General features: G+C 41.5%; 26 protein-coding genes. 13 read left to right on the top strand and 13 right to left on the bottom strand.

From position 1 onward, the window contains the following. Positions 1-131: 131 nt before the first annotated feature. A complete protein-coding gene (gene desA, locus BTA31_RS11490) occupies positions 132-1,160 on the bottom strand; it encodes a Delta(5) desaturase DesA (protein ID WP_076791657.1) in 1,029 nt (342 codons plus the stop codon). Positions 1,161-1,799: 639 nt separating this feature from the next. Between desA and cspC the strand changes: the two genes are divergently transcribed. Beyond that, positions 1,800-2,003 carry a cold shock protein CspC gene (gene cspC / locus BTA31_RS11485; RefSeq protein WP_003179166.1) on the top strand — a complete coding sequence of 68 codons (204 nt, stop codon included), beginning with the start codon at positions 1,800-1,802 and terminating at the stop codon, positions 2,001-2,003. Positions 2,004-2,200: 197 nt separating this feature from the next. Here cspC and BTA31_RS11480 read toward each other — a convergent pair whose 3' ends face one another. Both BTA31_RS11480 and BTA31_RS11470 read right to left on the bottom strand, forming a co-directional pair. Beyond that, positions 2,201-3,244 (bottom strand): zinc-dependent alcohol dehydrogenase family protein, encoded by a 1,044-nt coding sequence (locus BTA31_RS11480; protein ID WP_076791654.1) that lies wholly within the window; start codon positions 3,242-3,244, stop codon positions 2,201-2,203. 558 nt (positions 3,245-3,802) lie between these two features. After that, the gene (locus tag BTA31_RS11470) at positions 3,803-4,402 is read right to left on the bottom strand and encodes a YczE/YyaS/YitT family protein (protein WP_076791652.1); all 600 of its coding nucleotides are present in this window, start codon (positions 4,400-4,402) and stop codon (positions 3,803-3,805) included. A gap of 116 nt (positions 4,403-4,518) precedes the next feature. Between BTA31_RS11470 and BTA31_RS11465 the strand changes: the two genes are divergently transcribed. From BTA31_RS11465 to BTA31_RS11450, 4 genes are all read left to right on the top strand, one after another. Next, positions 4,519-4,971 carry a MarR family winged helix-turn-helix transcriptional regulator gene (locus BTA31_RS11465; protein ID WP_076791650.1) on the top strand — a complete coding sequence of 151 codons (453 nt, stop codon included), beginning with the start codon at positions 4,519-4,521 and terminating at the stop codon, positions 4,969-4,971. A 25-nt stretch (positions 4,972-4,996) separates the two neighbouring features. Then, on the top strand, positions 4,997-5,515 hold the full coding sequence (gene paiA / locus BTA31_RS11460; RefSeq protein WP_043926357.1) for a spermidine/spermine N(1)-acetyltransferase: 519 nt from the start codon (positions 4,997-4,999) through the stop codon (positions 5,513-5,515). Between the two features lie 22 nt (positions 5,516-5,537). Then, on the top strand, positions 5,538-6,155 hold the full coding sequence (locus tag BTA31_RS11455; RefSeq protein ID WP_043926356.1) for an FMN-binding negative transcriptional regulator: 618 nt from the start codon (positions 5,538-5,540) through the stop codon (positions 6,153-6,155). Positions 6,156-6,473: 318 nt separating this feature from the next. After that, positions 6,474-7,346, top strand: coding sequence for a YitT family protein (locus tag BTA31_RS11450; RefSeq protein ID WP_076791647.1), 873 nt, complete (start codon positions 6,474-6,476; stop codon positions 7,344-7,346). Here BTA31_RS11450 and BTA31_RS23555 read toward each other — a convergent pair. Next, positions 7,343-7,477 (bottom strand): hypothetical protein, encoded by a 135-nt coding sequence (locus BTA31_RS23555; protein ID WP_275667483.1) that lies wholly within the window; start codon positions 7,475-7,477, stop codon positions 7,343-7,345. The two genes, BTA31_RS11450 and BTA31_RS23555, sit on opposite strands and share 4 nt — an antisense overlap. A gap of 113 nt (positions 7,478-7,590) precedes the next feature. Further along, a complete protein-coding gene (locus BTA31_RS11445) occupies positions 7,591-8,703 on the bottom strand; it encodes a Gfo/Idh/MocA family protein (protein ID WP_076791644.1) in 1,113 nt (370 codons plus the stop codon). A gap of 120 nt (positions 8,704-8,823) precedes the next feature. Between BTA31_RS11445 and BTA31_RS11440 the strand changes: the two genes are divergently transcribed. Further along, complete coding sequence (locus BTA31_RS11440; protein WP_043926353.1) at positions 8,824-9,681, top strand: LysR family transcriptional regulator; 858 nt, start codon at positions 8,824-8,826, stop codon at positions 9,679-9,681. A 308-nt stretch (positions 9,682-9,989) separates the two neighbouring features. Here BTA31_RS11440 and BTA31_RS11430 read toward each other — a convergent pair whose 3' ends face one another. Beyond that, the gene (locus BTA31_RS11430) at positions 9,990-10,700 is read right to left on the bottom strand and encodes a MerR family DNA-binding transcriptional regulator (RefSeq protein ID WP_076791641.1); all 711 of its coding nucleotides are present in this window, start codon (positions 10,698-10,700) and stop codon (positions 9,990-9,992) included. 153 nt (positions 10,701-10,853) lie between these two features. Between BTA31_RS11430 and BTA31_RS11425 the strand changes: the two genes are divergently transcribed. Continuing rightward, on the top strand, positions 10,854-11,732 hold the full coding sequence (locus tag BTA31_RS11425) for an alpha/beta fold hydrolase (RefSeq protein WP_076791638.1): 879 nt from the start codon (positions 10,854-10,856) through the stop codon (positions 11,730-11,732). A gap of 105 nt (positions 11,733-11,837) precedes the next feature. Here BTA31_RS11425 and BTA31_RS11420 read toward each other — a convergent pair whose 3' ends face one another. From BTA31_RS11420 to BTA31_RS11400, 4 genes are all read right to left on the bottom strand, one after another. Beyond that, complete coding sequence (locus BTA31_RS11420; RefSeq protein WP_076791635.1) at positions 11,838-12,395, bottom strand: alpha/beta hydrolase; 558 nt, start codon at positions 12,393-12,395, stop codon at positions 11,838-11,840. An 84-nt stretch (positions 12,396-12,479) separates the two neighbouring features. Beyond that, positions 12,480-12,809 (bottom strand): winged helix-turn-helix transcriptional regulator, encoded by a 330-nt coding sequence (locus tag BTA31_RS11415; protein ID WP_076791633.1) that lies wholly within the window; start codon positions 12,807-12,809, stop codon positions 12,480-12,482. 491 nt (positions 12,810-13,300) lie between these two features. Continuing rightward, positions 13,301-14,089, bottom strand: coding sequence for a cyclase family protein (locus BTA31_RS11405; RefSeq protein ID WP_076791627.1), 789 nt, complete (start codon positions 14,087-14,089; stop codon positions 13,301-13,303). Between the two features lie 129 nt (positions 14,090-14,218). Next, a complete protein-coding gene (locus BTA31_RS11400; protein ID WP_076791624.1) occupies positions 14,219-15,601 on the bottom strand; it encodes an amino acid permease in 1,383 nt (460 codons plus the stop codon). A gap of 402 nt (positions 15,602-16,003) precedes the next feature. On the opposite strand from BTA31_RS11400, the gene BTA31_RS11395 reads away from it, so the two are divergent. Beyond that, positions 16,004-16,636, top strand: a complete 633-nt coding sequence (locus BTA31_RS11395; protein WP_076791621.1) for a DUF2306 domain-containing protein — start codon at positions 16,004-16,006, stop codon at positions 16,634-16,636. A 252-nt stretch (positions 16,637-16,888) separates the two neighbouring features. Then, positions 16,889-17,248, top strand: coding sequence for a putative zinc-binding protein (locus BTA31_RS11390; RefSeq protein ID WP_043926343.1), 360 nt, complete (start codon positions 16,889-16,891; stop codon positions 17,246-17,248). A gap of 131 nt (positions 17,249-17,379) precedes the next feature. Here BTA31_RS11390 and BTA31_RS11385 read toward each other — a convergent pair whose 3' ends face one another. Continuing rightward, on the bottom strand, positions 17,380-18,204 hold the full coding sequence (locus tag BTA31_RS11385; protein WP_239693180.1) for an alpha/beta fold hydrolase: 825 nt from the start codon (positions 18,202-18,204) through the stop codon (positions 17,380-17,382). A 132-nt stretch (positions 18,205-18,336) separates the two neighbouring features. Beyond that, positions 18,337-18,600, bottom strand: a complete 264-nt coding sequence (locus BTA31_RS11380) for a CD3324 family protein (RefSeq protein WP_043926341.1) — start codon at positions 18,598-18,600, stop codon at positions 18,337-18,339. Between the two features lie 345 nt (positions 18,601-18,945). Here BTA31_RS11380 and BTA31_RS11375 point away from each other — a divergent pair, with 345 nt between their 5' ends. From BTA31_RS11375 to BTA31_RS11360, 4 genes are all read left to right on the top strand, one after another. After that, positions 18,946-19,443 (top strand): RNA polymerase sigma factor, encoded by a 498-nt coding sequence (locus BTA31_RS11375; RefSeq protein ID WP_043926340.1) that lies wholly within the window; start codon positions 18,946-18,948, stop codon positions 19,441-19,443. After that, positions 19,443-20,303 (top strand): anti-sigma-V factor RsiV, encoded by an 861-nt coding sequence (gene rsiV, locus BTA31_RS11370; protein WP_076791618.1) that lies wholly within the window; start codon positions 19,443-19,445, stop codon positions 20,301-20,303. Before BTA31_RS11375 ends, rsiV begins: the two co-directional genes overlap by 1 nt. Before the next feature lie 230 nt (positions 20,304-20,533). Further along, positions 20,534-22,417, top strand: coding sequence for an acyltransferase family protein (locus BTA31_RS11365; protein WP_076791616.1), 1,884 nt, complete (start codon positions 20,534-20,536; stop codon positions 22,415-22,417). A 187-nt stretch (positions 22,418-22,604) separates the two neighbouring features. Further along, entirely contained in the window at positions 22,605-23,810 is a 1,206-nt protein-coding gene (locus tag BTA31_RS11360; protein WP_043926367.1) for a Bcr/CflA family efflux MFS transporter, read from the top strand. 39 nt (positions 23,811-23,849) lie between these two features. On the opposite strand, the gene BTA31_RS23325 is transcribed toward BTA31_RS11360, so the two are convergent. Continuing rightward, positions 23,850-24,884: a response regulator gene (locus BTA31_RS23325; RefSeq protein ID WP_422109653.1), complete on the bottom strand. Its 1,035-nt coding sequence runs from the start codon at positions 24,882-24,884 to the stop codon at positions 23,850-23,852. Between the last annotated feature and the right edge of the window lie 118 nt (positions 24,885-25,002).

Raw genomic sequence — 25,002 nt, 5'->3', positions numbered from 1 at the left:
ACCGTGTGGTGGAGTCTGCAAGTATATTTGGCACTAAAAAAGTGCTAACCTCTGCACAAAACCGTTGTGCGAGTCTGCACTTTTATTCTGCAAGATACACTGCCTGTTATCATCGATTATGGGGAGTTTATTTAATCCGTTCTTAGCTGTGCTGATACTTGGCTTTTAGAAGCTTTTTTTAAGTGGCTAAAACCGACAAATTTTTTGCTTTCTTCATCCCATAGACGGAACTTTAATGACTTAAGACTTGTTGCCAGTGTAATGGTCGGAACGTTTTGCAATGGTTCAATGTTGTTATGCGCTTCTTCAAGCTTATAGTTTGGGACTCTCGGGCTTAAATGATGAACATGATGGAAACCGATATTGCCTGTTAGCCATTGCATGGCTTTTGGAAGCTTATAAAAAGAGCTTCCTTCAACAGCTGCTTTTACATATTCCCAATGCTCATCTTCTTCAAAATAAGAATCCTCAAACGTATGTTGTATATAAAACATCCAAATTCCGAGAGATCCCGATATCATAAAAACTGGCGTCTGAACCAGCAGGAAGTTTTGCCAGCCAATAGCCCGGCATAAAAGTGCTGTCAAAGCGACGATTCCCAGGTTCGTTACATACGTATTCATCCGTTCTTTGCGTTTTGCCCCTTTACGATTAAAACGATTGGTAATCCCGAAGACGTAAATCAGCCCAATCATAAACATAACAAACGGATTTCTGTACAAACGGTACATGATTTTTGTCTTAGTTGAGGCTTCCTTATATTCTTCAACGGTCAGTACCCAAATATCGCCTGTACCGCGTTTGTCCAGGTTGCTGCTTGTCGCATGATGGACAGAATGGTCGCGTCCCCAATGATCAAAAGGATGCAGAGTCAGAATTCCTGTGATTGTTCCAAGGATTCGATTCGCCTTTTTGTTTTTAAAAAAGGAATAGTGGCAGCAATCATGAAAGATGATGAAGGTTCTCACTAAAAAACCTGCCGCAACGATAGAAATCGCTAATGTAAGGAAATAAGAAATCGACAAGCTCTTATATGCCAAACACCATAACAGGAAAAATGGTACCAATGTGTTAATGATTTGAGAAATACTTTTTTGTAAATCGGACTTTTCATAAGGTGTAACCAGTTTTCTCAAAGTCTTTAGGTTTTGGTCATTCATTTTTTAAAGTTTCCCCTTCCCTGATGAGTTTCTACGTTTTATTGCCTTTGAAGTCCCAGTGTCATACATCATAGAAGTATCGTTCTTAGCCCTCTTTATTGGAAACTCGCAACTGATTTCCGGCTCAATTAAATCTTAATTAGCAGAGCTGGCCGGGATACAAAGGCGTATGAAAATTATACCCGGCTCTTTATCGGACAAAACTCTCTCCCTGCTTCCCTATGGGGATTGTTTTTTTAGACCGTGAACATTGATTGTTTGACGAACAAACATGATAAGCAGCAGAGTTTTTTTAAGAAAATCAATAATGAAGTGCAAATTTAGCAAAGAAAAAGGTTTGAAGACACTCGCGATTCATTTTCACGGTGTTTTCAAACCTATTAGACCTCTTAGACATGTTATAAATTTGATGCAGAATGATTGACGCCTATCGCTTCTGCACTGCTATCCTTACGTATAAGAACTAATGCCATGAATAAAAATAATATGAATTGCAATTATTTCCGTTTCCTGTTATGATAAAGAAGAATTATTTTTGTTCGGTGTAAAGGATAGTATGAATATTGACTTTTCGTCTTGATGATACTTTGGGCAAGGATAGTAATACAATGTGCGGTAACGCACTAGGAGGCAACAAAAATGGAACAAGGTACAGTTAAATGGTTTAATGCAGAAAAAGGTTTTGGATTTATCGAACGTGAAAATGGAGACGATGTATTCGTACACTTTTCTGCAATCCAAAGTGACGGATTCAAATCATTAGACGAAGGTCAAAAAGTAACATTTGACGTTGAGCAAGGTCCTCGCGGAGCTCAAGCTGCTAACGTTCAAAAAACTGCTTAATTTTCAATCGTTTATATAAACAGGCTCTCTATGTAGAGCCTGTTTTTTTATGTTCTCTGTATAATGCTTAATAAAAAACCCTACTCAACGTTCGAGTAGGGGGTGGTAAAAGGTAATAGAAAAAGATTTAAAGCTTCAAAGGTTTGTTTACAGTATAACATACTGGATTGACAATATGCGGAATGTATACAAATTATTTATATTTCTTTTCGAATACGACTACTTCTTATTCTTTTTTTTGGTTCCATCTCCTTCACTGCAAAGTTCAACAGTATTTTTCCATTCAAACCCGGCTGTTCATAATGCTTCAAGGCATCATAAAAATCTTCAAAATCATATATTTTTTCTGGGGCATTGATGACCATTCTTCCGCTTTCAACAAGCTTAATCACCTCCGAGAAGCGATTGCGATATTCAGAAACGGAATGTCTCTCATTCCAAAGTCTTAAGGCGAATAATTGCGGTGACACATGGTATACATCGTGAAGCTTTCTCCAATCGTTTGGTATACCTGACAACAGACCATAACTGACAAACGTCCCTTCAGGTTTTAACGCCCTCGCCAGCAGTTCGCCACTTTCTCCTCCAACAGAGTCAATTGCATGGTCAACACCGATGTCGCAAGCATCAGAAATCTGTTCATATATAGAACCATTCGAAGCGTTGATGACTCTCCATGCCCCAAGTTTTTGAAGTTTCTCTATCTTGCGGCTGTTTCTTGTAAGGACAATTAAACGGAATCCCAGTATTGTAGAAATTTGCGCAAACAAACCTGCAATAGATGTACCTCCGCCATTCATTAACACTATTTCATTCGGCTGAACACGCAATGATTCCGTACAAATTAGCCAGGCTGTTAATGGATTAATATACAGTTGACTGGCGTCGTTATCACTTATTGATGGAGGTACCTCTATTGCATAATCAGCTTTTGTGGTTACATATTGTTGCCAAGTTCCCTCTCCTCGTACAGGGAGAACCCTTTTTCCAATCAGTGATGGTGATACATCTTTGCCCTGATCTATGACAATTCCCACACCATCATATCCTGCAACAGCCGGCAGCTTAATTCTATGAGAATAAGCCCCTCTAATTGGAAGCAAATCTGACGGATTAATTGGACTGGCAATCATGTTGACAAGAATTTCATTTGGCTGAAGAGGAAGCTTTTCTCCGGTATAAAGCTGTAATTTTTGCAGTGGATTACCGAATTCCTTATATATTAATGAAACATTATTCATGATTTGTTATTGGCTCCTTAGGTTAATACTTGTATAAATAAACTTGCACTCTTTTGAGATTATGTCAATATTGTCTTTGTTTTAACATATTGAAGGGGGTTATGAATTGAGGTTTAAATTCATGAAATAAATTTGAATGGATATCAGAGTGCTTTACTATTAAAAAATCTAACAAAAGTCCAAAAGGCTGGAAAAGAGATGAAAAATGCAGATCAAATGGTTTGCGCTTTTCGTGTTTTGTGGTGTGTAGCATTGATATTTTAACTGTGATTATTTGATAAAAGGTCGGATTGCGAAAAAGGAGGAACAAAATGGGGAAATTCACTATTAAACTTTTAAAGGCTTGGCTCGCTATCCCCAGATGGTTCAGAATGTTTACGCTAAGTGCTATCACGATATATATTTTATGGTCATTTTTCTTTAATGGGATAAAAAATGTATTTAGATTAGATGCCTCTACCTTAGTTATAAGCTTAATAGCATCCGGAATTATATTGATGATTTTCAATAAAGGTTCTGTGAAAAAGTAGAGAGTGGCATTAAAAACATTCCTTATCGTCATGTACGAGCGTCTGTAAAGCGACCCAACACTTTTCCAGCAAACGGCATAAACAAATGAAGGACCGGCCCCCCTAAACAAACGGTTAATAAAGTTCCGATGCCAATCGGTCCTTTTAACATGACGGCTGCTGTTAAGAAGACGAGGTAAATGATGGTTCTCGAAACAAATATATTGGTTCTCGTTAATTCTTTTATGATGAATGTTAATCGGTCAATTGGCATCACAGCAAAATTTGTGTATAAGTATGTCGCGGTTCCTAACCCTGTAACAACCAAGCCGATCCCAAAACAGACCGCTTTGCTGTACCATTGTTCTGGTGTCACAAAAAAATGCAGCAAAAAAAGCCACATGTCAATGCCGATACCGGTTATAAACGCCGTTAGCATCCCCGAAACTTCCGGTCTTTGTCTTTTTAAAAACGAATTGCAGCCTATTAATAGCAGAGCCATGATGACTTCCCAACTTCCCACAGTAAGCCCTGCATGTACGGACAGTCCCACCAAAAGTGCGTCAAAAGGTGAAGCGCCAAGTTCAGATTGAATCGTGAAAGCAATCCCAAGGGTTAAAATTAAAATTCCTAATACATAAAAAAACATATTTCACTTTACTCGACCTCTTTATTTTTATTGCAAATACAACAAAATTCCGGTATATTTAATGTACGACATTTATATTGCATTTACAACAAAAATAAGTTCGAAAGGAGTTTATGATGAAGGATATTCTTCGTGAAATTGGAATGATTGCCCGAGCATTGGATTCTATAAGCAATATCGAATTTAAAGAACATGACCTGACAAAAGGGCAATATTTGTACCTTGTCCGAATATGCGAAAACCCGGGAATCATTCAGGAGAAGTTAGCTGAGATGATTAAAGTAGACCGGACCACCGCAGCCCGTGCCATAAAAAAACTTGAAATGAAGGGCTTTATTGAACGTAGAGATGATGAACATAACAAAAAAATAAAAAAACTTTTTCCGACGGAAAAGGGAAATGAGGTATTTCCTTTTATAAAAAGAGAAAATGATCATTCGAATCGTGTGGCATTAGAGGGATTTTCCGAGGAGGAAGCGGAGATCATCTTCAATCTTCTTCAAAGAGTAAGAAAAAATGTAGAAAAAGACTGGGAATTCGTGAAAAAGGGGAACAAGAGAAATTATTGACGGCATAAAGGAGCGGCAGATTGAAATGACAGTGAAAATCAAAAAGTGTACCCTTGAAGACTTACACAAACTTCAGGAAATTGGTTATGAAACATTTAATGAGACGTTTAAGGATCAGAATTCGCCAGAAAATATGAAAGCCTACTTGGACAAGGCGTTTAACTTAAAACAATTAGAAAAAGAACTATCCAATCGCTCTTCGCAATTCTTTTTTGTTTATTTTAACAATGAAATCGCTGGATATTTAAAGGTCAACACCGATGAGGCCCAGTCTGAAAAAATGGATGATGAATCACTTGAAATCGAGAGAATTTATATCAAGAACAACTTTCAAAACCACGGGCTTGGTAAATATCTGTTCAATAAAGCTGTGGAAATTGCGAAGGAACGGAATAAAAAGAAAATCTGGCTGGGCGTATGGGAAAAAAATAAAAACGCGATTGCTTTTTATAAGAAAATGGGGTTTGTACAAACCGGCGCCCACTCTTTTTATATGGGGGATGAAGAACAAACGGACTTGATCATGACCAAAACACTCCTATAACTTTTTTAAAAGGTGGATGACGATGTATATTCCAAAATATTTTAAAGTCGAAAATGTTGATGAAATCTTGGATTTTGTTCAAAAAAACTCTTTTGGGACGATCGTTACGACAGAACAAGGGAAGCCAATTGCCACTCATTTGCCCTTGGGGTTCAATAAAAAAGGTGATGATTACTATATCACAGGCCATATTGCTTATGGAAACCCGCAGGTGGGAACTTTGGAAACCTGTCAAGATGTGCTTGTTATGTTTCAGGGACCGCACGCATACATTTCTTCTTCCTGGTATGGGCATGAAGAAGTTCCAACATGGAATTATCAAGCTGTCCATATATACGGTCAAGCGAGCATTTTAGAGAGAGATGAATTAATAGAAGAATTAACAATTATGATGGAAAAATACGAGAAGCATCGAGAAAATCCAATTTTATGGGGGAACCTTTCTCCTCAACTTTTAGAAAGACAACTGAAAGCGATTGTCGGGTTTAAGATTAAGGTGGAAGACATTCAGGCTGCATATAAATTAAGTCAAAACCGAAATGAAACGGATTATATGAATATCATTGATCAATTGCAAAATGAAGGAGATCCCAATTCGGAGCAATTGGCGGCAGTGATGAAAAATATAAGCTCGCGCTGAAATATTCAAAAGCAGTCACATATCCAGCTGATAGCGGAGAACTTCTGTGAAGGTTCAAGTTGTTTCGGCGGCATGATAGGAAAACCAAGGGTTTACTGCCTTGGTTTTTTTGTTTTACTGTAGTTACAGAAAACAAGTCATCTAAACGGTCAGCAAACTGCCGGGAATGTTCCAAGCCATAAAGGGTTACCTTATTTTTAAGCCCCGTTTGGAGAGTTGAGCAGCAGCCCGCTACCAAATACATGATTAAACTTTTTAACAGAAAAAATCTGTTATGGTATATTTAAATATAACGTAAAATTTGAAATGAGGAATGGCATGAATAAAATCGAAAAACATAGGAAATTTAGAGCGAAGATGATTTTCAAAGTCATCATGGTTATGATCGGAGGAATCATAGCGGCATATGGATTGGAAACAGTGCTGATTCCAAACAGTGTATCTGATGGCGGAGTGACAGGACTTAGCATTGTTGGTTCACAACTGTTTGATTTGCCGCTTGGGATTCTTATCGCGGCTTTAAACATCCCATTTGTCTGGCTGGGATATAAGCAAATCGGGAAAAGCTTTGCGGTATTATCCATTATCGGAATCGCATCACTTGCAGCAGGGACAAGCTTTATGCACCACACTCCAGCTATTATCGAAGGGGATACCTTGTTAGTCACTGTTGTCGGGGGGATCATCCTTGGATTTGGAATGGGGCTGGCGCTCCGTAATGGCGGGGCATTGGACGGAATTGATATGCTTGCTGTGCTGTTATCGCGAAAGTTGCCATTTGGAACGAGCGATCTTATTCTATTCTTTAACCTTTTTGTGTTTATTTTTGTTTCCGCTGTATTTGGCTTGCAGGGGGCATTGCTATCAGTCATTGCTTACTACATTGCGTCCAAAGTCATTCATGTTGTCGAGGAAGGGTTAAGCGGATCTAAAACTTTTCAAATCATTACAAGCGAACCTGAATTAATGGTTGAGACAATACGAGATCAATTGGGCCGAAGTGCTACATATAAAGAAGCTTACGGGGGTTTTTCCCACGAGAAATTTAAAGAAATTACATGTGTCATCAACCGCTTAGAAGACACCAAATTAAAGGAAATCATTAATGAAATTGATAAAAATGCCTTTGTTACTGTATATGACGTAGCTGAAGTTAAGGGCAGCAATTTTAGAAAACCTAATATTCATTAATTAAGGGCTTCTTCAGAAAAACATACCAAATCTTTTTGGTATGTTTTTTTATTTCCGGACATGCCCGTCAAGCTAACACCCACAACATTTGGAGTTTGACCTTTTTTACAAGAAAACGGTTTATCATTCATTTAAAACCTCGATTCGCATAAAAAACCATAATATAAAAGAAATAATAGCGTTTTAGGAAAACAATTTGCTCAAGCTTGATAGATATGTGCTATAAATAAAAGAAATACTGTTCCTACTCATTTATTAAGATTATTTTTTTACCGGTCTTTGCCGATTTCCGAACTGCGTCTAACAACCGATGTAGTTTGACAGCGTCATGAAAGTTTGGAATTTGGCTTTTATGTTCAAATATATCTTCCGCCAAAATAGTATAAGCAGTTTCAACATAGCCTTTTGCACCATTATCCTTTACTGAGGATATTTTTACTTCTTCAGAATATACATCTTCAGTATTTAACAAATCATGAGGATGTGTAATCTTTTTGACTTTGAGATTACCAAATTGTACATGTCCTGAGGAATTATTTTGTGTTAAACGCAGAACACCTTTTTCCCCTCTAATCTCTAATTGAAAAGCCGGATAAACTCCACTCTGAATATGTACAGAAGCCGAAGCACCATCAACGAGTGTCCCCTGTATTAAAATTTGGTCAGCTGTGTTTTTTGGTATCTTTATGCCTGTTTCTTGTATGACGGCTTCTGTATAATGGCTGTTCATTGCAGCTGATAATTCTTTAAAATCACCCAGTATATAACAAAGAACATCAAGCGAATGCCCCCCGTTGATTGTAAGAAGGTCCGCCCCATTTTCTCTTTTTAAAAGGTAACTGCTTCTTTCATCTGTTATTCCTCCCTTTCCTTGTGTTGCTACCTGCATTGTGCAGGAGATGACCCTGCCGATCTCCCCCTGTTTGATTGCCTGCTTTACATAATTAACTTCTGGAGATTGCCTTCCCTGTAATCCAATCGCATGATGAATGTTCGCGTCATCTGCCATTTTTGCCAGTTTTTCAGCCTGTATAGTATCTATACCTAAAGGCCATTCACAATAAATATGTTTATTTTCTTCTATAGCTGCAATCGAAGCTTCATAATGGAAAGGAACCTTTATACTCACTACTACCAAATCGACATCTTTTGATTGTGCTAATTCCTTATAATCTGTAAAAGCATAGGAAGCCTTAAGCATCATAGCACTTTTTTTTGCGGTTTCCATTTTTGATGTTCCAATCGCTGTTATTTGATACAAAGGGTGATCCTTCAATACCGGAATATGAGTTTGACTAGCCCACTGATTATTTAATGAACCACCAATAATCCCTGCTTTTATTACTTTGTTCTTCATAGCTATCCCTCCAATATAGAAGCCGTTATCTTTAAATCGAGTATAATTAAAATTAGAGATCATTTTAAATGTTAAGTTATGATGGTTGTATCACTTTTTTTGATAGGTGGTGAAATATGAATGGATATTGAAAACATGAAAGCTTTTGTTTCAGTTGCGGAATTAAAAAGCATATCTGCTGCTGCAATTAAATTGAATCACCTTCAATCCAATATGACTGCAAAAATTAAAAAAATCGAAACTCATTATAATCAACAACTGTTTATCAGAAATTCAAAAGGAGTAAAATTAACGAAGGAGGGAGAAAAATTATATCATCAATATAAGAAAATATTGTTTGTTTGGGAAGAAACTGAAAACATCATGAAAAAACATGATGAAAAACTTCGTATCGGCACTATGATATCAGTTGGTGGAACTCAATTCTCAAGTGCTTTAAATAAACTTTATAACACATACTCTGATTTATCAGTAACATTAAAAACAGGTTCAACTGAATATATTGAAAATCAAGTTCTTCTTGGAAAAGTTGATGTTGCTTATACGATTGGATCGCTAAACAATAAAAAGATAAGCTACAAAAAAGTGGGATATGAAGAATTGGTTATCATAGGCCAAGGTATAGATCAATATACGATATTTGATGATTATATAAGCGGAAAAAACGTACTTGTGTTATCAGATAAGTGTTTGTATCACGCATTATTACGTAATATTTTTAAAGATTTGAACATTCAACAGGGGGAAATCATTGAAGTGGGCGATCCAGAATCCTTAGTGCAATTTGCATTAATGGGTATGGGAATTTCCTTAGTCTCAAAGCGCATAGCAGGCCGTTACAATATCAATAATTATTTAGAAGTTCCATCATCTTATAGATACGTCGATTTGTATTTAATTACACGACTAAATCATAAATTTACACCTATAGAAAAACAGTTTATTGAATTCAATCACTCACTTAGCAGCACCATTTGAGGGAATGTAAGGTTGATAAAAAAGTTACGCTCTCTTCAAAGCCGATTTTCCTTACACTAAGGAATCGGCTTTTTTCATCCGAAAATTGGATTACCGTATTTTCCGCGGTTTTCTGTCAGATCCCGATAGCCATCAAGATCAGATTTCAAAAGGCCTCCAAAATGAAATTTTTTATTTTATGGTGACGAGTTTATTGTTTTGGGGTAGATAGTTTCGATAGCTTGATGGGCATGGGTTTTGGGATAGATAGTGGAATACCCTTTTGATCAGGAGTATCAATCGAGGTAACCGCTGAGCTTATCACTTTTTTAGGTATTGATTTCTTGGTAAAAATGTATATATTTTATCAGTTCTGCGATTCCTTTCATTTGATGTAACAGTTGATTATTCAAATTTTTCAAGGCCAACTGAAAGGAATGTTCGATTTTCCCATAGTTTTGTGTGTCCAATTCATTTAATAAACTCTTCATATTTTCTATATAATAAACGATTTTTCTCAAGCTGCTTATGACCAGTATTTTACGCAGTTCAGATATTGAAAACATTCTATAGCCGTTTTCTTTATTTCTTTCTGAATGGACTAAACCTTCGTGTTCCCAATGACGGATCGCTGAAGTATTCACGCCCGCTATTTGTGCAGCCTCCCCAATGCTCATATATTCTTTTAATTTTACATTTTTATATTTAGTAAAATCGGCATTTTGTATCATCGTTAGTATTTCTTCGACCCTCTGTTTCTCCACTTGCACATGATATTGCTGTTCATTAACCAGCCAAAGGACTTCTTCAAATCTTGCATTTTTACTCATTCTCATGACTTCGTAAGCAATGGGTATGTCATATCCTTTTAATAAAGCTCTAATGGTGATAAAAGCTTGGAAGTGTATCGGTGTATAGAAACGGTGATTACTTTTTGTTCTTGGTACAACAGGAATAAGATCTTGTTCTTCATATCTCCTTAAAGTTGTGGTGCTAACATCTAAGGTATTTGCAATTTGTTTAGGGGTGTATGTCTTCAATTATTGTTCGCTCCTTTTTAAAGTAAAACCTTCAAGTGCTACGATAACATATTCCGAATTAATCCCCAATATATAAAGAGCGGGAAGCAGAAAAACCGAAAGATTGCATGAATGTTATATGATGATTGTATAAACACTTTAGGAGTGGTGAAATTGGAAAAAAACATAAAACTGACCGATGAATCAGAGATAAAAGTTGGCTTAGTTGGGAACCCCGGCTCTCCGACAATCATGCTTCCTGTTGCTAAAGAATCTGTATATGGACAAGAAGCTGAAAACTTAAAGGTATGGGGAGTAGACCCTGAATCAGGGAAGCATTTTGTTGAGGGACTCATGGACAAGTTTCAGATTTTATATTTCGACTACGAAGGACACCGTTTACAACATCCGAATCCAGAGAACCTTACACCTGAAAGCATAGTAAAAGATCTGTTAACAATTGCTAATGAAATGAACATTGAAAAGTTTAGCTATTATGGTTACTCTTGGTTGGCTTTAGTCGGATTACAATTAGCCATTCGGACAGACAGATTAGAAAGCTTAATCATGGGTGGGTTTCCGCCAATAGATGGTCCATATAAAGAAATGATGGTAGTGACAAATCAAACATACGAACAAGTTTTAAGTAATCAACATTCTTCTGTTAGTGATGAACAAAACCTCATCAATCCAGAAAAAGTTGATTGGGATAACATACAGGTAAAGATCGACACGAATCAAACAAAACAGTTTGTTACAATGTACGAAAATTTGATGGAATTTGATGATCGGGGCATTCAACATAAATTAATGATTCCGAGATTGGCGTTTGCCGGGGAAAAAGACACGATTAATTATGGAGAAAACTTTGGCAATGTAACAGTTGATATTATCGGTATACTTCAAAAAAACAAACAAGAATTAGAACACCTTGGATGGGATATAGAAATCTTAAACGGAAATGATATGGATCACACCAAAGCTATGCAGCCTGTGACGGTTCTGTCATTGATAAAGCCTTGGTTGGTTAAAAATTTGAATATAACCCGTTAAATAACAGACCACTTCAAGACAGGGAACTTTGGCGTCGATTTTTCCACACTTATGAAGAAATTGGAGAAGGGCGATTGCTAAGCCCTTTTCCGCCATAAAACCCTTTTAGAAAAAGGAGTTTAAAACATCATAAACAATAGGTAAAGAAGTAAATCCGTCAGTTTCTAAAAAATGACCCCCATGTTGGACTTCGTAAAGCTTAGCGTCAATTTGTTGTGCCAGATCTTTGCTCCATGCGAATGGCACAATTTGATCGTCTTTAGAGGCAATGACAGCACGATGCTTAGCTGACTCAATGATGTTTTGAAAATCAAACGATTCCTCTGTAAATTCATCTAACATCTTTAAATCGGGCAGTGACTTGGCAAAGCCGGAAACGAGCAGGATTCCGCCAAGTGGTTGATGCAATTGCGTTTGTTCCAAAAACCTCAAAACGGCGGCGCACCCCAGGCTGTGGGCAACCAGATAAGTATTTTCATTTAATGTGTGTTTATTTAAAGAGAGCGTATCAAGCCAATCGTTAAGCCTTGGCTGGAGAGGATTAGGCATATCTAAAACGTCTGCGTGCAATCCATCTGCAAGCAGACGTTTTTTCAGCCAAGGAAACCAATGGTTTGTTGAGGAGGCTCTGTAGCCATGAATGATATAGATTTGTTTTGTCATCCTGTTCTCCTTACAAATGATTTTTATTCAGTATAAAATTCCTCCCGTCGGGAAACAAGTACGCACTTTTTTGTAAGTATTTTTTTACTCATAAGGCAAGCCTTCGCTTTGTCCCCACCTGCACATCTCATCTATGAGAGGGTACAAAGACAGTCCTCTGTCTGATAACGAATACTCCACTCTGAGAGGATTTTGAGAAATCTCTACCCGATTAATCAGACCGTCAGCTTGCAACTCCTTAAGCTGGGAGCTTAACATTTTATGGGTGATTAACGGCATAGCCCGTTTAAGCTCCCCGTATCGCATCGTTTTTTCACACGCCAGCTCATAGAGGATTCTCATTTTCCATTTACCACCTATAAGAGATAATGTGTATTCAAACGGAGCTTGTTTGCTTCGGCATAAGGTATTCATGGTAATCAAACCTCCTTTTTTAAGATCATATCAGAAATAAATATTGAGCCTGGCTTAAACATGAATAGCGAAAGATTCGCTCGTTTTCCTTATTTTGCTGATTGGATTTATGATATGATACAAAAAAAGGGAGCGGATTTCTTCTGAATAAAGGGCGGGATTACTTTTGCGCGAATTTGCACCTCAAGTTTTTCAAACGACAGGGATTATTGGTTTTATTTTAGCTTTTGTCCAAATCCCAATCGGCTGGTTTATCGGATTTTTCTTTTCCGGTTTGTTCTTCATGATGTTGAAATCAAACAATGAAAAATCGGGAACCTTCAATGTGATGGCTGGAGTCGCATGTTTCTTGTATTCATTTCATTGTTTGTTTACGCAAGTATTATGACTGAATATCGAACAAGAATAAAAGCAGACTGATGTCTGCTTTTATTTTTTAATATCTGTCTATCCGGCATCCTCACAAACCAAAAGCTGCTGACTTTTTACCCTTATGCGTTTTCACCGCTAAGGATCGCAACCGGACGTGCCCAGCCGGCAGACGCTTTTTCAACTTTTACCGGAAATGCCATGACATAAAATCCGGTGGAAGGCAATTGATCGAGGTTGGCGAGCTTTTCAATTTGGCAGTAAGGAATGGTGCTTCCTGAATAATGACCTTCCCAAATAATCGATGGGTCTTTTTCCTGTTCAAAGCGCTTGGCGGTCATGCTGAATGGAGCGTCCCAGCTCCAAGCGTCAGTTCCGACAAGGCGGACGCCGCGTTCTGTTAAATAGAGCGTTGCTTCGCGCCCCATCCCGCAGCCGCTGTGCAGGTAATCGTTTTGCCCGTATTTGGCGCCAGCCGACGTATTCACAAGAACAATATCCCCGGGAGCGAGTTTATGATTGATGCGGTGAAGTTCTTGTTCGATTTCTTCAGGGGTAACGATATGCCCGTCTTTCAAGTGTCTGAAATCCAGCTTAACGCCGGGGCCATGAAACCAGTGAAGCGGAACTTCATCAATCGTCATCATCCGCTTGCCGTCATCAGTAACAGAACGGTAATGGTATGGCGCGTCTATATGCGTTCCGGCATGCGTTGACATCTTCACTTTTTCCAGCGACCAGCCTTCTCCTCCGGGAAGATCTTGCGAAGAAAGGCCGGGAAAGCTCTGGACCATCTGTTTGGCTCCTTGCTTATGATCCGCATATTCGATTTCAGGGATAAATCCCGGCGGGTCAGATGGAATATCACCTCTTAACGATACTGACAAATCTACAATTTGATTGATTTTCATCTATTTTCCCCTTTCTGCCTAAGCGGCTGACCATTGAAATTGTAGGCGATCAAGCTATTATCTTTTTTATTTTACATGATGAGCCATACAAAAAGCCTGCTGAACATTCTGCAGGCGATTCGCATTTTTCTACACTTCCTGTGATTTCGGTTTCCTCAGCTTGTAAATCGCGATCAGCATGATAAACCAAACCGGCGTGACAAATAAAGCAACACGGGTGTCCTGCGCCAGTGCAAGCACGATGAGGATAAACGCAAGAAAACCGAGAATTACATAATTTGAAAACGGGTAAAGCGGCATCTTGAATTTGTTTGTTTTCGCTAAATCCGGTCTTGTTTTGCGGTATTTCAAATGGCAGATGACGGTGATGCCCCAAATAAAGATGAAGCATATCGTCGAAATGCTCGTAATCAGCGTGAACACTTGTTCAGGCATGATATAGTTCAGCGTTATGCCAATCAGAATCACGACCGCTGAGAAAAACAATGCATTGCTCGGCACTTTGCGGGAGGTCAGTTTGGTCATAGCGCCGGGCGCATTATGTTCTTTCGCAAGCGAGTATATCATCCGGCTCGTGCTGAAGACTGCGCTGTTGCTTGCCGAAGCCGCCGATGTCAGCACCACAAAATTGATGATGCTTGCAGCCGCAATGATGCCGATCGCTGCAAAGACTTGGACGAACGGACTTTCATTAGGATTGATGACATCCCACGGATAGATGCTCATGATCACAAGGAGCGCACCGATATAAAAAAGCAAAATCCGGACGGGGATATTGTTGATCGCTTTAGGAATGACCTTTTCTGGATCTTTCGTTTCCCCCGCTGTCAGTCCCACAAGTTCGATGCCTACAAACGCAAAGACAACCATCTGGAATGAAAGGAGAAATCCGTGCAGTCCATTTGGAAACATGCCGCCGTGGCTCCAAAGGTTGTGAAAGGCGGCAGTGCCCGAATGGGTGGAAAATCCTTTGAAGATCATGAAAAGGCCGATTACGATCAGCGCCAATATCGCAATGACTTTGATTAATGCGAACCAGAACTCCAATTCTCCAAAAAGCTTGACGGTTGCCAGGTTCATGATCAACAAAATGATCAGGGCGATCAATCCGGGCAGCCATTGCGGTACATCCGGCAGCCAGTATTGGGTATAAAGCCCGACCGCCGTTAAATCGGCCATTGCGAGCGAAATCCAGCAGAACCAGTAAGTCCACCCTGTTATAAATGCCGCCATGTCGCCTAAGTAGTCTCTTACAAAGTCGACAAACGAATGGTATTCCAAATTGGATAAGAGCAGTTCTCCGAGAGAACGCATAATGAAAAAACAAATGATTCCCGTCATCAGATAAGCAAATAAAATCGACGGTCCTGCAAAATGAATTGATTTCCCCGAACCAAGAAACAGCCCCATTCCGATCGCCCCGCCAATGGCGATCAGCTGAATATGCCTGTTTTTCAGGCCTCTCGATAATTTTTGTTCGTGTATATCGTTGTCAGTTACATCTTCTGTCACTTTATGTATGTCTCCATTTTTATTTTTTAAGCCTGATCCCCGCATGTTTTAAAATCTATTATAACATTAAAATTTGAAGTAATTGATCATATCAGCCTGTGGGATAGAATTCATCTATTATTGTCGATTACGTTTCAAGCAGAGACATCATTCAAAAGTATGCCGCAAAAGATGACAGAGTTATACTGGTTTTCGAGGAAAACACAGGTCCGAACAAAGCAAGAAACAGTACTCGGCTTGTTTTTAATGGAAAAGGTTTTGTCATTGCGGGTTTAAAACGCCAAGCTGCTGCGCACGTTCGCTTTCGTGATACAATATAGGCATTGAAAGAGCATGATGTTTTAAGAGGAACAAAAGCTGAACAAAAACAAATTTCAACGCAGTCAATCGGTTTTTTCGGCAATGCTGATTCTAATCGCGGTGTATGTTCTGTATACTTTGTTTGAAAATTTAATTCTTGATCCGCAATCAACATCCTTTCTGAGCCATAAATCTCATCTGCGGGAATCCTTTCACCTCCCGATCTGGCTGAAGGTGATGTATGTTCATGTCATTGCCGCTTGTTTGGCGATGGTTTCGGGAGCTGTCAACTTCTCCAGCGCCTTGTTGACCAAAGGCCGCAAAATCCACCGGCTTAACGGCTGGGTCTACGTCGTTTGCGTGATGATTGTGACGCTGTCGTCAGGCTATATGGCCCCGCATTCTACGGGAGGGAAAGCCGTCAGCATAGCCTTTAACATGGTGAACATGTATTGGCCAGCGGCCACTGTTATTTCCGTCATCAAAGCCCGGCGAAATCAGTTTAGCAAGCACCGGAATTGGATGATTCGCAGTTACTTATTCTGCTTTACCAATATGTTCATTCATTTGATCACTTTCGTGTGCCATAAAGGACTCGACATGATCTATGACATCAGCTACACGATAGGCGTTTACGGGGCGATTGCGATCTGCATCGCGTTGGCCGAATGGATCATTCGGTTCGCCTTTAAAAAGCCGGCGCAAATTTTTCATACAAATCACAGGGGCCTTTAAGCCCCTGATCTTTTTCCTGAGGCCACCATATATTGACTGAAGGGATCAGGAGGCGAGTATTCACCGTTATCATTGAATACGGAAAAGGAGCGTGAAGCAGATGGGTTCGCATCCTTTAGTATGAGCTGTTTGATTCATATAGTGAAATGGAAAAAGTGATCTAGCTCACAGTTTTCATCGTGCACCTCATGTAGAGTAAATGATAGTTTTTTTGCCGGCGAAACTAAAGAAAAACAGAGGATGTGTCAACCGATGAAAAGAACTGATCTGCCTCTAGTGTATTCGTGCTCCGGGTGTTCCTCGGCCGCGCAAACGGCCAACATGATCGCCATTAAAATGGATCGGGAGAAAATGGCCGAAATGTCGTGCATTGCCGGAGTCGGCGGCGATGTGAAACCGCTTGTCAAAACAGCAAAATCCGGGCGGGATATCATTGCGATTGACGGCTGCCCTTTATGCTGTGTCAAGAGCTGTTTAGCTAAGCATGACGTTCAGCCAAAACATCATTTTGTATTGTCGGATTTTAACGTGCCGAAGAAAAAAGGAGCAGATCCCGACCCTGTCCTTTATATGAATGCGTATGAGCAAATTTTGCAGCTCTCAAAATGCTAACCTTTTAGGAATGTTTATTTAGGTTGATGTAGAGTATCAATGAAGGAATGCAATTGAATTGAAAAAGCGTATGCCGATTACAGGCCATACGCTTTCTGTGAACGGCGGATTGATTAAAAGTACCAAGGGTTTCATCCCTTGGTACTTTTGTTGTTAAACCTTCTAAAAACCATGTCCAGCCTTTCGGCAAATTCCTCCGGGTATAAAACGCATCCCACATGATTGCCTGGAAAATCGACCACTTTCGTTCCCAAATGACCAGCCAATGCTTCTGCATACCTGTACGGGAGACAGCCTTGCGAATCAATGCCGCCGGCTGATATGACCTTAACCGATGAAGCTTTAAGTCTGCCGATGTCGGGTGTATATTCTCTTAAACCCGGCACCTCGGACAGGATAAAATAATCGATGTTGGCCATGAACTGCTCCGTTCGGGATGTTGGACGCTCCGGCTGGGCTGAGGAAGTGATCCCCATCGCTATTGCGAATGCTTCTAAAGCCTGTAATCCGCTTCGTTTATATTGTTTTTCGAGGTTCTCCAAGCTCTCGAACCCTTTGGCGCGATCACTGCCGGCCAACAATTGCGGGATCGGAGGCTCGTGTGCAACCAACATGCGGATTTGTTCAGGATGGCGTACAGCAAGATCAAGGCCGATGACCGCGCCGGAGCTGCAGCCGAATACATAGACCGGTTCATCCGTCAGAGCGGCCAGCAGCCGGCTCGCATCATCGCTGTGTGCGGAAACCTGGTATTTTTCATTCGGGTCTTCCAGCCTGCTGCGGGAATGCCCGCGGCGGTCGTATGTGACGACCGTGTAACGGTCGGATAGGCGGTCTGCAATCGGATATGATTCTGCATCGCCGTTGCCACCGTGAATCATAAGCAAGACAGGCCCCGAGCCGCGCACTTCGTAGTAGAGCATTGCTCCAGGTACTTCCAATACACCGTGTTTCATGACAATATTCTCCTCTCGTTGCATGATCACTTTTACATTACATGACGGCGAAAGCATAGAAAATGCAGAAATCAGCTAATAAACAAACTCGCCATATTAAAAAGCACCGATCACAAGGATCAGTGCTCCAGTTTATTTTGTGTAAACGATTTTTTTAATCGTTTCGATGGAAAGATGATGTTCCGCTGCTAAGTGATCAATCGTTTTGCCATTTTTAAAGGCCTTTTTTATCGAAGTGTTGCGATCATCGATCAGCTTTCTTGCTCCTGAACGTGCACCCCATTTTTGGCGGGCGGATTCAGTCTTGGGAATGTAGATCGTTTCCCCTTGAACATACTTTTGAATTTCCGATATCAGCTTTTCAGGTAGAACAGCGGCAGCCTTTACGTATGCCATGTTTGCCAGCTCCTTATTCCTTTGATTGCAAAATAAGAGGCAAAGCCGATTACCAGAAAAGCTTACTCTCAGGCGATTTTATTTGTCCACCCCATGCAAAGTATCGCCTTTTCCGATAACAGGCTTTGCATGAGACGTTGCATGATCCGGCATTCTGATGATTGCCACGTGATCAACTCCTTCGAATTTTCTATTCATTATAAATGAAATTCAGATTGCCGGCACTTGATGATAAAATATTTTTAAAAAGAATGACCAGTCCGCAAACTATTTTTCACGCTCCGGCGTCTATCCTAATGTAACAGCCTTATATACGTATATTCGAAAAAGGAGTTCTTTATTGCAATGAAGAAACAAGCAGCCAGAGCGTCTCTTGTCGCTTGCATAACAGACCGGAAAGAAGACTTTTACCGGCTGGCATACAGTTATGTGAAAAATCAAGAAGACGCCTTAGATATTGTTCAGGAATCAATCAAAAAAGCGCTCGATTCCGTCGATTCCGTTCGCAATCCGGATACGATTAAAAGCTGGTTTTACAAAATTTTGGTGCGGACGGCAATCGATTTTTTGCGTAAACAGAAAAAACTAAAGGTTATGGATGATCAAACGATCGAGTTTTTAAGCCGGGGCAAGGAAGATACCTACCGGGATACAGATCTCCATGAGGCGCTTGATGAGTTGCCGCAACCCTACCATACCATTATTGTTCTGCGATTTTTCGAGGATCTCAAACTGGAAGAGATAGCGGAAATCACAGGCGAAAACTTGAGTACGGTCAAAACGCGCCTTTACAGAGGATTGAAGCTTATGCGCATCCAATTGACGAAGGAGGATCTTTCTTAATGGATAAGAAATTGGAACAGCTGAAAAAAGCATATCAAAACGTCCCCATTCCGAAGGAGCTGGATCAGGTTGTCGAAACTGCGCTTCAGCATAAACCGAAGAAGAAGAGAAGGATGGTGGTATGGCCCGCATCAACGCTGGTCGCGGCTGCTGTACTATTGGCTGCCGTCGTGAATATCAATCCCGGCGCAGCGCAGGCCATGTCGCGGATACCCGTCATCGGCAAGGTCGTTAAAGCCATCACATTCACCGAGATCAAACAGAAAGATGGAGAATCGAGCATGGACGTGAAAACACCGGCACTGTCCGGCCTGAATAACCGGGAGCTTGAAAATGGCATCAACGAGAAATATGTAAAGGAAAGCCATCAGCTTTACCGGGAATTCATGAAGGAGACGTCCCGGAATAAAAAAGGGCATCTCAGCATTTACAGCGATTATGAGACAGTCACGGATACGAAGGATTTGATTTCAATTCGGCGAAGCGTCGAAAGAACGGAAGCGTCCAGCTATACCGAACGGCGCTATATCACCATTGACAAAAAGAATGAAATCCTGCTTACCTTGAAGAGTTTGTTTAAAGACGACCGGTATATCACAGCCATCAGCGAAAACATTAAAGAACAAATGAAACAGCAAATGAAAGATGATCCTGATAAAATATATTGGGTTGATGACGAGGAAGTCGAGCCATTCAAAAGAATCAAGGCCGACCAAAATTTTTACATTACAGAGAATCATAAACTGGTGATTTCGTTTGACGATTATGAAGTCGCTCCCGGCTATATGGGCACAGTAGAGTTTGAAATTCCGACTAAGGCGATTTCGAACCTGCTGATCGGCGACCGCTACATCCGCTAGTCAAAGAAATCCATGATTCCCCGAAATCATGGATTTCTTACTTTTTTACAACTTTGTAACAACATATTCTGCTGGAAACTTTTATACTAGAGAGACGGCATCATTCAGGGAAAATAAAATGACGATTTTTTGAAACAAAAAACCGTCCTGACTTCGTCTATAATATCGGAGCCGTAAAAGGCGCGAAACATAACAGAAGAACCGTACGTACATATCATTGGAGGAATACCATGCGAGATCAGACACAACAACACCGTTACATACCGGGGTTAGACGGGCTTCGGGCTTTTGCCGTTTTGGCGGTTATCGCTTACCACCTCAACATGAGCTGGGCCGACGGAGGCTTCATTGGGGTTGATATCTTTTTTGTTTTATCAGGATATTTGATTACATCGATTATCCTGCCAGCGTATGGAAATGACATTTCCCTCACATTCCGCGATTTTTGGGTGCGCCGGATACGGCGGCTGCTTCCAGCGGCGACGATCATGATTTTCGCAACCGTCATATGGGTCGCTTTATTTAACAGAGAGCTGATGCATACCGTACGGGGAGATGCGATCTCCTCTCTTTTGTATGTCAGCAATTGGTGGTTTATCTTTCACGACCTGTCATATTTTGATAGTTTCGGATCGCCGTCTCCTTTAAAAAACTTGTGGTCACTGGCGATTGAAGAACAGTTTTATTTCATCTGGCCGATCATTTTGCTGTTGGGCATCTACATATTTAAAAAGCGGGAGAGGTTGGCAGCGGCGGTTGTACTGTGTGCGCTTTGTTCAGCCATATGGATGAGCATCCTGTACGTCCCTGGCGGCGATCCGAGCCGCGTGTATTACGGGACGGATACACGCGCCTTCGAGCTGTTGATCGGATGCGCATTAGCCCTTGTGTGGCCGATGAAAAGGCTTTCTGGGAACAGGCTCCCAAACAGCCTTAAGCATGCATTGCACGGAACTGAGCTTGCCGCTTTTGCGCTGCTTATGATGGGCGTTTATTTTGTCGATGAATTCAGCCCGTTTCTCTATCACGGCGGAATGCTTCTGATCAGCATAATCGCAGCTATTTTGATTGCATGCGTCAGTCATCCGAGCAGCTTCCTGGGCTTTGCCCTTTCCGTGAAGCCGCTGCGCTGGATCGGGAAAAGGTCGTACGGCATTTATCTTTGGCACTATCCCGTCATTGTGCTGAGCACGCCTGTTCAAGAGATTGGAAATCCGGTGTACTGGCATGTTGTGATTAAGGTCGCCGTTACGTTTATTCTGGCGGAACTTTCGTATCGCTTTATCGAGAAGCCAATCCGAAAAGACGGTTTTAAACCGTTTGTCAGCCGGGTTTTTCTGGATAAGATCACCGAATGGAAAACGGCTTCCGTTCCAAGCAAAATATCAATCGGACTGATGTTTGCCGCACTTCTCATTTTTGCAGGAGGCCTTTCCGGATTGGCCGACGAAAAGAAACAGCCGCAGCAGACCTATTCCAAATCCTATGAGGAAACAAGCGCCTCTGCGGATCAGCCGGCTGACAAAAGTGAAGAACAGCAGGATGAAAAGAAAGCACAAGCTGAAAGCGGAAATGAGAGTAAAGCCGGAGACGGGGATGAATCGTCAGATACGAAAGATGAGCATTCTGCAGAAAAAAAAGAGCCGGATCGTATCGAGAAAGAAGTATTGGCTGTCGGGGATTCGGTCATGCTGGACATCGCTTCCGGCCTGCGCCGGAAAATTCCGGGAATCACAATCGACGGACAGGTTGGAAGGCAAGTGAGGGAAGCACTTCAATTGACATCAACCTACGCTTCCTTTAATCATCCGGACAAAGCAGTCGTCATTGAATTGGGAACAAACGGCTATTTTACGGACGGTCAGTTGGACGCTTTGCTTGATGCTTTCTCAAAAGCCGACGTCTATCTCGTGAACACGCGCGTACCCCGCCAATGGGAGGGCAAGGTGAATGAATCGCTTCGGAAGCATGCAGACAGCCGTCAAAATGTGACATTGGTCGATTGGCACGCTGAAGCTCTGCAACATCCCGAATATTTCACCCCAGACGGCGTCCACCTGATGCCGAAAGGTGCTGAAGCTTTGGCATCGCTTATCGTCAAAGCGATGAAATAATCTAAAAAGAGGTGCTCCTTAAGGAGGCCTTTTTTGTATGGCAATAAAGTCAATTGGGAAAGCATTATTTTTCATGCAACCGCCTTTCACTGTTCAAAAAATATGGTACAATATACAAATGTTTTGCAGCCTGTAACAATAGAAACAGAGATGTTAACTAGGTTGATAGAAAGGTTTTGATATGTTTATGCTTCATAATCCTGTTGGAAAAGAGCGGTTGTCATTGGCTTTTCTGCTCGGAATGCTTGCCATACTGGGACCGCTTAATATCGATATGTATTTGCCGAGTTTCCCTGAAATAGCGGAGGACCTGGGGGCCGGTGCGTCGCTTGTGCAGCTCAGCTTAACGGCTTGCTTGATCGGCCTGACCATCGGCCAGCTCGTGATAGGGCCTGTGAGCGATGCGAAGGGAAGGCGAAAACCTTTATTCATTTCGATTTCGCTGTTTGCGCTGTCTTCACTGTTTTGCGCGCTGTCACCGAATATCGCGACATTAGTGCTTGCCCGTTTTTTACAGGGGTTTACCGCTTCGGCGGGAATTGTGCTGTCACGCGCCATTGTACGGGACGTGTTTACAGGGAGAGAGCTTTCTAAATTTTTCTCGCTTTTAATGGTTATCACCGCGGTTGCGCCAATGGTCGCGCCGATGACGGGGGGAGCCATCCTGCTCTTGCCGTTCGCTACTTGGCATACGATTTTTTATACGTTAGCATTGATCGGATTGTTCCTGGTGCTCGTTATCTCGATGAAATTGACTGAAACATTGCCGCCCGAAAAACGGATTCCAAGCTCAATCGGTTCGTCTCTCAAAACGATGGGGAGCTTGTTGAAGGATCGGTCCTTTATCGGCTATGCGCTGACTGTCGGTTTCATTCACGGAGGCAGCTTTGCCTACGTATCCGGAACGCCTTTTGTATATCAGGATATCTATGGGGTTTCTCCTCAAGTGTTCAGCGTGCTGTTCGGTATTAACGGCCTCGCCATTATTTCGGGAAGCTTTATCATCGGGCGATTCGGGGGAATCATTCATGAGAGGAAGCTCTTGCGGATTGCGGTTATTACCGCTGTCATCGCGACATCTGTTCTCCTGACGATGACGATCATAAAAGGGCCGCTTGCAACGATTGTCATTTCCATCTTTATCTATATGATAACCATCGGAATGACGTTGACAAGCACATTTACGCTGGCGATGGAAAACCAGGGGCACCGTGCGGGCAGTGCAAGCGCAATGCTCGGCATGCTTCCGCTGCTGCTCGGTTCGATCGTTTCGCCTCTCGTTGGAATGAATGAAACAACGGCCGTTCCAATGGGTGCGATCATGTTTATCACTGCTGTGATCGGCTCTCTCGCTTTTTTTGCCTTAACGCGGGAAAGACAGGGGGAGCGGTAAAGGTGAAGGACGGAATCAAGTGATTCCGTCCTTTTGCTGTTACAGAGGCGCCCGTTGGATGGCGGAGTCTGAAACATCCGCCGATTCATTGATAGAAATGACCATTGAGACAGCTGTCCCGCCATCCGGCGCACTTTCGATATTCAGTTCGCTCCCGCAGAAGTGTTTCAGTCTGCGGTTAATATTTTTCATACCGACGCTATGAGTGAAATGAGAAGAAAAGACATCGTGTCGTTTTTCCGGCGGCATGCCGATGCCGTTGTCTTCTATCTTGATATAATAGCGGTTTACGCTTTCTTTTTTTGCCGTCAGCCTGATCCAGCCTCCGCCTCTTTTCTTACTGATGCCGTGGTGGACGGCATTCTCGACAAGAGGCTGAATCATTAATGGCGGAAGGGTAAAGTCAATATCTTCGTCAATATCATAAATGACGTTCAGCCGATCACCGAAGCGTGTTTTTTCAATAGAAAGATATGAATTCACAATCGACAGTTCATGTTTGAAAGAACTCATGCCTGATGTATTTTGAAAATCAAAACTCATTCTTAAGTAGTTTGTAAAATCAGCCGTTACTTCGCGCGCTTTTTCAATATCCAAATGACTGAGCGCGATAATTGTATTTAATACGTTGAAAAGAAAGTGCGGCTTGATCTGCGACTGGAGGAATGCCATCTCCATATTGGTCGCCTGAGCTGCCGTATCTTTCATCATGATCAGGTTTTTAATGCGGGCTGCAAATTCAGTGTAGTTGTACGGTTTTTGCAAAATGTCATTTGCCCCGGCGTGAAAAGCCTTGTATTTATCATGGTCAATGATGGCTGCCGTAATGATCAGAACCGGAAGTTCCACCATTGTGAACCTTTCGCGGATTTTCATGCACACTTCAAACCCTGTCATATCCGGCATCATCAGGTCCAAAATCACCAAGTCCAGCTTTGAACGGGAGATGACTTCGAAAGCCTCTTGACCGCTTTTTGCTGCGATGACTTGATAAGGAACGCCTTCAAGCATATCAGCCAAAATTTTTAAGCTTTCGATGTTATCATCAACGATCAGAACAGTTGGAGCATCCATTTTCTTTGAGTAATAGGGCGTGCTTATTGAAACATCGGGCACGTCCCTGACGGCTTGCTGTTGAGGCATGTTCTCCTTCGTCTCAGAAAGCGAATCATCCTTTGCGACAGGCAGTGTG

The sequence above is a fragment of the Bacillus haynesii genome (assembly GCF_001969855.1).
GTDB lineage: Bacteria > Bacillota > Bacilli > Bacillales > Bacillaceae > Bacillus > Bacillus haynesii.
Note: the sequence above shows the minus strand (reverse complement) of the source record. Positions and strands in the feature narration are given on the sequence as shown.